This window comes from Aquimonas sp., assembly GCF_044377145.1.
In the GTDB taxonomy this organism is placed as follows: Bacteria; Pseudomonadota; Gammaproteobacteria; order Xanthomonadales; family Xanthomonadaceae; genus Aquimonas.
Genome location: NZ_JBILJQ010000015.1, coordinates 75,816 through 82,304 on the forward strand (window position 1 = coordinate 75,816; position 6,489 = coordinate 82,304).

At 63.4% G+C, this 6,489-nt stretch carries 4 protein-coding genes; 3 read left to right on the top strand and 1 reads right to left on the bottom strand.

Annotated elements, in window-relative coordinates:
* Positions 1-3 precede the first annotated feature (3 nt).
* The 3 genes from ACIQ7H_RS07100 to fabB all read left to right on the top strand — a co-directional run bounded on the left by ACIQ7H_RS07100 (position 4) and on the right by fabB (position 3,072).
* Positions 4-1,152 (top strand): PilT/PilU family type 4a pilus ATPase, encoded by a 1,149-nt coding sequence (locus ACIQ7H_RS07100; RefSeq protein WP_395789830.1) that lies wholly within the window; start codon positions 4-6, stop codon positions 1,150-1,152.
* A gap of 194 nt (positions 1,153-1,346) precedes the next feature.
* Complete coding sequence (gene fabA / locus ACIQ7H_RS07105) at positions 1,347-1,856, top strand: 3-hydroxyacyl-[acyl-carrier-protein] dehydratase FabA (RefSeq protein ID WP_395789832.1); 510 nt, start codon at positions 1,347-1,349, stop codon at positions 1,854-1,856.
* A gap of 4 nt (positions 1,857-1,860) precedes the next feature.
* A complete protein-coding gene (fabB, locus tag ACIQ7H_RS07110) occupies positions 1,861-3,072 on the top strand; it encodes a beta-ketoacyl-ACP synthase I (protein ID WP_395789834.1) in 1,212 nt (403 codons plus the stop codon).
* A gap of 113 nt (positions 3,073-3,185) precedes the next feature.
* Here fabB and ACIQ7H_RS07115 read toward each other — a convergent pair whose 3' ends face one another.
* Positions 3,186-6,161: a TonB-dependent receptor domain-containing protein gene (locus ACIQ7H_RS07115; protein ID WP_395789838.1), complete on the bottom strand. Its 2,976-nt coding sequence runs from the start codon at positions 6,159-6,161 to the stop codon at positions 3,186-3,188.
* Positions 6,162-6,489: the final 328 nt, after the last annotated feature.

Genomic DNA, 6,489 nt, shown 5'->3' on the forward strand with positions numbered 1-6,489 from the left:
TTCATGGATATCGGCTACTTTCTCAAGCTGATGACGGAGAAGAACGCGTCAGACATGTTTCTGACCACGGGCGCTCCCGTCAACATCAAGGTCGAGGGCAAGCTGTATCCATTAGGCAATACCGGCCTGCCGGCCGGCATGGTCAAGAAGATCGCCTATTCACTGATGGACGAGGGCCAGGTGCCCGCCTTCGAGCGCGATCTTGAGCTCAACATGGCGATCGCGGTGAAAGACGCCGGCCGCTTCCGCATCAATGTGTTCAAGCAGCGCGGCGAAGTCGGCATGGTGATCCGCGCGATCAAGAGCGAGATCCCGACCGTCGACCAGCTCAAGCTGCCGCAGGTGCTGAAAGATCTGGTGATGGAGGCGCGCGGCCTTATCCTGGTGGTCGGCTCGACCGGCTCCGGCAAGTCGACCAGCCTCGCAGCGATGATCGACCACCGCAACAGCAGCAGCTCCGGCCACATCCTCACCATCGAGGATCCGATCGAGTTCCTGCACCGGCACAAGAAGTCGATCGTCAATCAGCGCGAGGTGGGTCTCGACACCCACGCCTTCGCCAACGCGCTCAAGAACGCGATGCGCGAAGCCCCGGACGTGATCCTGATCGGCGAAATCCTCGATGCCACCACGATGGAATCGGCGATCGCGTTCGCTGAAACCGGCCATTTGTGCTTGGCCACCCTGCACTCCAACAACGCCGACCAGACGCTGGAGAGAATCCTCAACTTTTTCCCGGAATCCGCGCACAAGAACGTGCTGATGAACCTTGCGCTGAACCTCAAGGCGGTCATCAGCCAGCGCCTGGTCACCGGCGTCGATGGCAAGCGCCTGCCGGCGGTCGAGATCCTGATCAACACACCGCTGATCCGCGACATGGTCCGACGCGGCCAGGTGCACGAGATAAAGGACGCCATGGAGCGTTCGCTGGAGGAAGGCATGCAGACCTTCGACCAGTCGCTGTACCGGCTGTACAAGGAAGGCAAGATCGAACTCGAAGAGGCCCTGCGCAAAGCCGACTCGCGCGATGGCCTGTCGCTAAAGATCCGCCTGTCCGACGGCGGCTCGGAAGAGCACGATCCCTACGCCGATGCGTTCCAGAGCCCTGTGGCCGATCGGCCACAGGCGGAGGGCGGCCTCAACTTCAGCTGAGGCCGTCTCAGGCCTCGCGCGCCGCATCCAGATGCCTGTTCGAAAGACCGGGCGATGCGGCTTTGGCGCGCGTCACTGAGCTTTCGCCACGGGCTCTGACCAACCCTGACTGAAGTCAGTGAACACTTGTTCCAGTTTCCGCGATAATGACGCACGGCCGTAAGCCTGCGGCGCTGTCTGGAAGACTGGAACAAATGTTCGAATCCTTTGACCGAAATCAGCTGATCGCCTCCGGCGAAGGCCGCCTGTTCGAGGGCAGCCAAGCCCGTTTGCCCCTGCCGCCGATGCTGATGTTCGACCGCATCACCCACATCAGCGACGAGGGCGGCGCTCACGGGCAGGGCCAGATCATCGCCGAGCTCGATATCCGCCCTGATCTGTGGTTCTTCGGCTGCCATTTCGAAGGCGATCCGGTAATGCCGGGCTGCCTTGGGCTGGATGCGATGTGGCAGTTGGTCGGGTTCTTTCTGACCTGGCAGAAACTGCCGGGCCGCGGCCGGGCACTGGGCGTCGGCGAGGTCCGCTTCTCCGGTCAGGTGCTGCCGAGCGCCAAACTGGTGCGCTACGAGATCGAGCTGAAGCGGGTTATTCGCCGCAAGCTGATCATGGCCACCGGTGATGCACGCATGTCGGTCGACGGCCGCGAAATCTATACCGCCTCCGATCTGCGGGTCGGCCTGTTCACCGATACCACGGGGTTCTGAAGCCATGCGCCGCGTCGTCATCACCGGAGCCGGTATCACCAGCTGTCTGGGCACCGACCTGGACACTGTCAGCAGCGCCCTGCGCACCGGCCGCAGCGGCATCCGCTTTCACCAGGCGTTCGCCGACGCCGGCCTGCGCAGTCAGGTCGCGGGCGTGGTCGACATCGATCTGGAAGCCCGCATCGACCGCCGCGACCGCCGCTTCATGGGCGATGCGGCGGCCTACGCCGCGGTTGCGCTGGAAGATGCAATCGCGGCCGCCGGATTGAGCCCAGCGCAGGTCAGCCATCCGCGCACGGGCCTGATCATGGGCTCCGGCGGCGGCTCGCCGGCCAACCAGATCGAAGCCGCCGACACCCTGCGCAGCAAGGGCGTGCGCCGGGTCGGGCCGTATCAGGTCACCCGCACAATGAGTTCAACGGTTTCGGCCTGTTTGTCGACCCGCTTCAAGATCCGCGGCATCAACTATTCGATTTCCTCGGCCTGTGCCACTTCCACGCACTGCATCGGCGCAGCCGCCCAGCAGATCGCCTGGGGCCTGCAGGACGTGATGTTCGCCGGCGGCGGCGAGGAGCTGAGCTGGGGCATGACCATGCTGTTCGACGGCATGGGCGCGCTGTCGACCAAACGCAATGATGCGCCGACCACCGCTTCGCGTGCCTATGACGCCGACCGCGACGGCTTCGTCATCGCCGGCGGCGGCGGCGCGCTGGTACTGGAGGCGCTTGAACACGCACAGGCCCGCGGCGCCAACATCCTGGCCGAGATCGTCGGCTACGGCGCGACCTCGGACGGCGCCGACATGGTGGCGCCCTCGGGCGAAGGCGCGATCGACTGCATGCGCCAGGCCATCGCCGGGCTGGACGGCCCGATCGACTACATCAACACCCACGGCACCTCGACGCCGCTGGGAGATGTCGTCGAGCTGAAGGCGCTGCGCACGGTGTTCGGCGATGCCGTGCCGGCATTCTCGTCGACCAAATCGCTGTCCGGCCATTCACTCGGCGCGGCCGGTGTGCAGGAGGCGATCTACTGCCTGTTGATGCTGCGCGAGGGCTTCATCGCGGGTTCGGTCAACGCTGACCGTGCGGATGCGGAGGTCGGCGAACTACCGCTGGTGCGCAGCTCGCGCGAGGCGGCGCTGCGCACCGTACTTTCGAACAGCTTCGGGTTTGGTGGTACGAATGCGTGTCTGGTGATGCAGCGCTACGACTGAAGCCGACGCCAGTCCTCGAAAACACGAAGCCCCGGGCTCGCGCCCGGGGCTTCGTGCTGATGCAGCTCCAAACCGATCGACTGCCAGACAAGCCCGACAGCCGATCCCTCGGATCAGAACTTGTAGGTTGCGCCAGCGTAAATGTTGCGGCCGACGTTGTCGTAGTAGCCCGTGCTCAGATCAGTGCCGAAATAGTTCAGCGGCGGATCCTTGTCGAACACGTTGTCTGCGCCGACGTAGGCGGTCAGACCGCTTTCGCCGAAGGTGTAGCCGAACTGGAAGTTGTTGTAGACCCAGCTTCCGTTGCGGATCGGGCTGACCTGGCCCGGGTTAGCCTGGTATCTGTCAGGACGGACGCGCAGATTTCCGTCGACGTAGTTGATATCCCACGACGCGCTCCAGTTGCCGATGCCGTACTTGGCCTGGATGTTGGCGCGCCAGCGCGGATCGCTCACGTTCGTCACGTACTCGACAAACTCGTTCGGGAAATCCTGGAACTCCCACTCGCGCGACTGCAGCAGACGAGTGCCGACGAAGCGCAAGGTACTGTCGCCGCCGAACACCTCGAAGGTGTAGTCCATTTCCAGATCGATGCCGACGCGACGCGATTTCGCCAGGTTCTCGTTGATCGCGATCCAGTTGGTGATGCTGTACTCGGGGAACTGGCGGCCCTGAGCGTCGGTGAATCCACCGACCGGAGCACGCGTGATGGCTGCGCAGAACGGGTTATTGGCGATGCCGCCGGGCGAGTCGACGCAGCGGGTTGCGTTGATCTGCGCGGTCACGGCGCCGATCGCATCATCCAGAGTCACGCGCCAGTAGTCCACCGACATGCCGAAGCCTTCGATGAACTCGGGCTGCCACACGAAGCCCAGCGAGACGGTGTCGGCTTCTTCCGGCTTCAGGCCCGGGTTGCCGCCGCTGACGCCAGGACGGTTGGCCGAAAAGGTGTCGACCCAGCCCACCGGAACGCCCAGCGCCGAACAGTTGGCCTGGCGCAGCGCCTGGTTTGCCGCGGTGGCAGGACGGTTCGAGTTGGTGACCTGGTAGTTGCAGGGATCGTTGATGGTCGCGAAGTTCTGCGACTGAGGATTGAACAGCTCGCCGATGCTCGGTACGCGGACAGCTTGGGCCATGGTCGCGCGAAAACGAAGCGAGCTGATGATCGTCCAGTCGATGCCCACGTTCCATGTGCTGGTCGAACCGGCCGTGTTGTAGTCCGAATAGCGGCCGGCAAGATCCAGCGCCAGACGCTCGACGCCCGGCAGGTCCGCCAGCAGCGGGACCGTGGTTTCAGCAAACACTTCCTGTACGTCGTACTCGCCACCGCGGCTCGGAATCGCGTTCAGGAAGGTCAGGCCCAGGGCCGCCAGCGGATCGGTGTTCTCCTGGCTCTGCTCTTTGCGGTACTCGACACCGCCGGCGACACCGACGCTGCCGGCCGGCAGTTCGAACAGCGCGCTGTTGGAAACCGCGGCCGACAGCACGGTCTGCTCCAGCTTCGATGTGTTGAGCGAGTTGGTGTTGAACCACGCGGCTGCGGCGGGATTGATCGCACCATCACCCAGCACGCTGAACGGAATGCAGCCGGTAGACGCGAAGGTCGAATAGGGTCGACCGGTGTTCGGGTTGACCGCTGCAGGATTGACGCTGACGCGGCAGACAATTCTTCCGCTGGCATCACGCACTGCGTCCAAACCGGCATGCCAACGCTCGTTGATGCGGTTGTTCACATTCAGGCGATCAATGCTCGACTGGCCGTAGGTCACCGAGGTGTCGTAGCGCCAGTTGTCGCCGAAATAGCCCTCGGCACCGGCGACGATGCGGATCATCTGGCGGTTCACGTCCTCACCACGACGGCCCGCATCGACATTGAACCGATTGATCTGCAGTTGGGTCAGGTTGCTCGTGTCCATCAACCCACCCAGCGCGGGGCTGATGTAGGCGTTGTCACGCAGAATCCGGATCGGCTGGTCGAACGTCGGCTGACCGAAGAACTCCGACTCGGTGCGGCTGTACTTGCCTTCGAAGAACAGGCGGTGATCTTCGTTGAGATCGAAGTTGAACAGCGCGTTGAAGCTGATCCGATCAAACGCCGGCTGGAGGTCAGCCACCGAATTGAGATCAACGAAATCGCAGTTCACGCAAGTGGTCGCACTGATTACCTGACCGTCATAGCGCTGACGTCGGAAGCTGCCATCGGGGTTGAACGTGTAGCGGTTGGTCGGGTTTGCCGGGTTGAACGCGCCGATGGTGAAGGTGCCGGCGGTGGACAGCGCATGGTTGCCGCCGGGGCGGACCGGGATCGTCTGCGGATTGCTCTCGCTCGGCGGACGCGACGGGTCAAAGCTGGGGTTCGGCGCATTCACCCAGAACTCGCGGCCGATCTCGCGGCTGCCGCGACCGAAGCGATCCTGCGTGCTGTATTCCATCGATACGACCGCGTTGCCGCGCCCCTCGGCAAAGGAGTTGCCGGCGGTGAAGCTGGCGAACGAGCGCGAGAAGTTGCCTTCACTGGCCTCGCCGGTTTGTCCACGTACTTCGAAGCCCTCGAAAGACTTCTTCAGAATGAAGTTGACGACGCCCGCGATCGCGTCAGCGCCGTACACAGCCGATGCACCACCGGTGATGACTTCCACACGCTCGATGAGCTCGACCGGGATGGTATTGGTGTCTACGGCGGTGGAGCCCGGCGATGCACCGACGTGACGGCGACCGTTGACCAGCACCAGCGTGCGGGAGGTGCCCAGACCGCGCAGATCGAGCAGGCCGAGGCCGGCCGTACCGATAAAGCGCGTGGAGTTGCCCAAGGTGTACGTCGGGGTCAGCTGCGGCAGCTTGGTCATCAGATCGCCGATCGTCACCGCACCCGTCGCACGGATTTCTTCTGCGCTGAGCGAAGTGACCGGAGAGGGCGTGATGAAGCCAGTGCGTGCGATACGCGAACCGGTAACGGTGATCTGGTCCAGTACGGCTTCATCTTCGTCACTGTTCTGGGCCGAGACGCTGCCCGCGGCAGCGAGCAGTGCTGTGGCGACTGCGGTCGCCAGCAGCTCTCGACGCAGCGCGGGTCGTGCGCTGGATTTCATTGACATGTGTGTATCCCCTTGCATGGTTAAGGCCTCATCCACCCCGGCGAGGCTGGGTCGATATTAACGGAAACCGAACGCTCAGCACCCCCCATCTGACAGCTGGACGTGGAGCTCAAGTTGGTGTAGGGGGATGAGGACCGTCGTATCGCAGCCACTCTCGGTTCAGGAGGGACGCTTTGCCGAAGATGTCGAGGCGCACAGCCCTACGCGCCTACACTCCACGAGACAGTGACGCAGCACGTTATCTCTCATTCTAGGGCGGCTTTGTTCGGAGACTCCCATGCCAAAGCCGTTGCGGGTTCGCCCGCCAGAAACATCTTCCGCC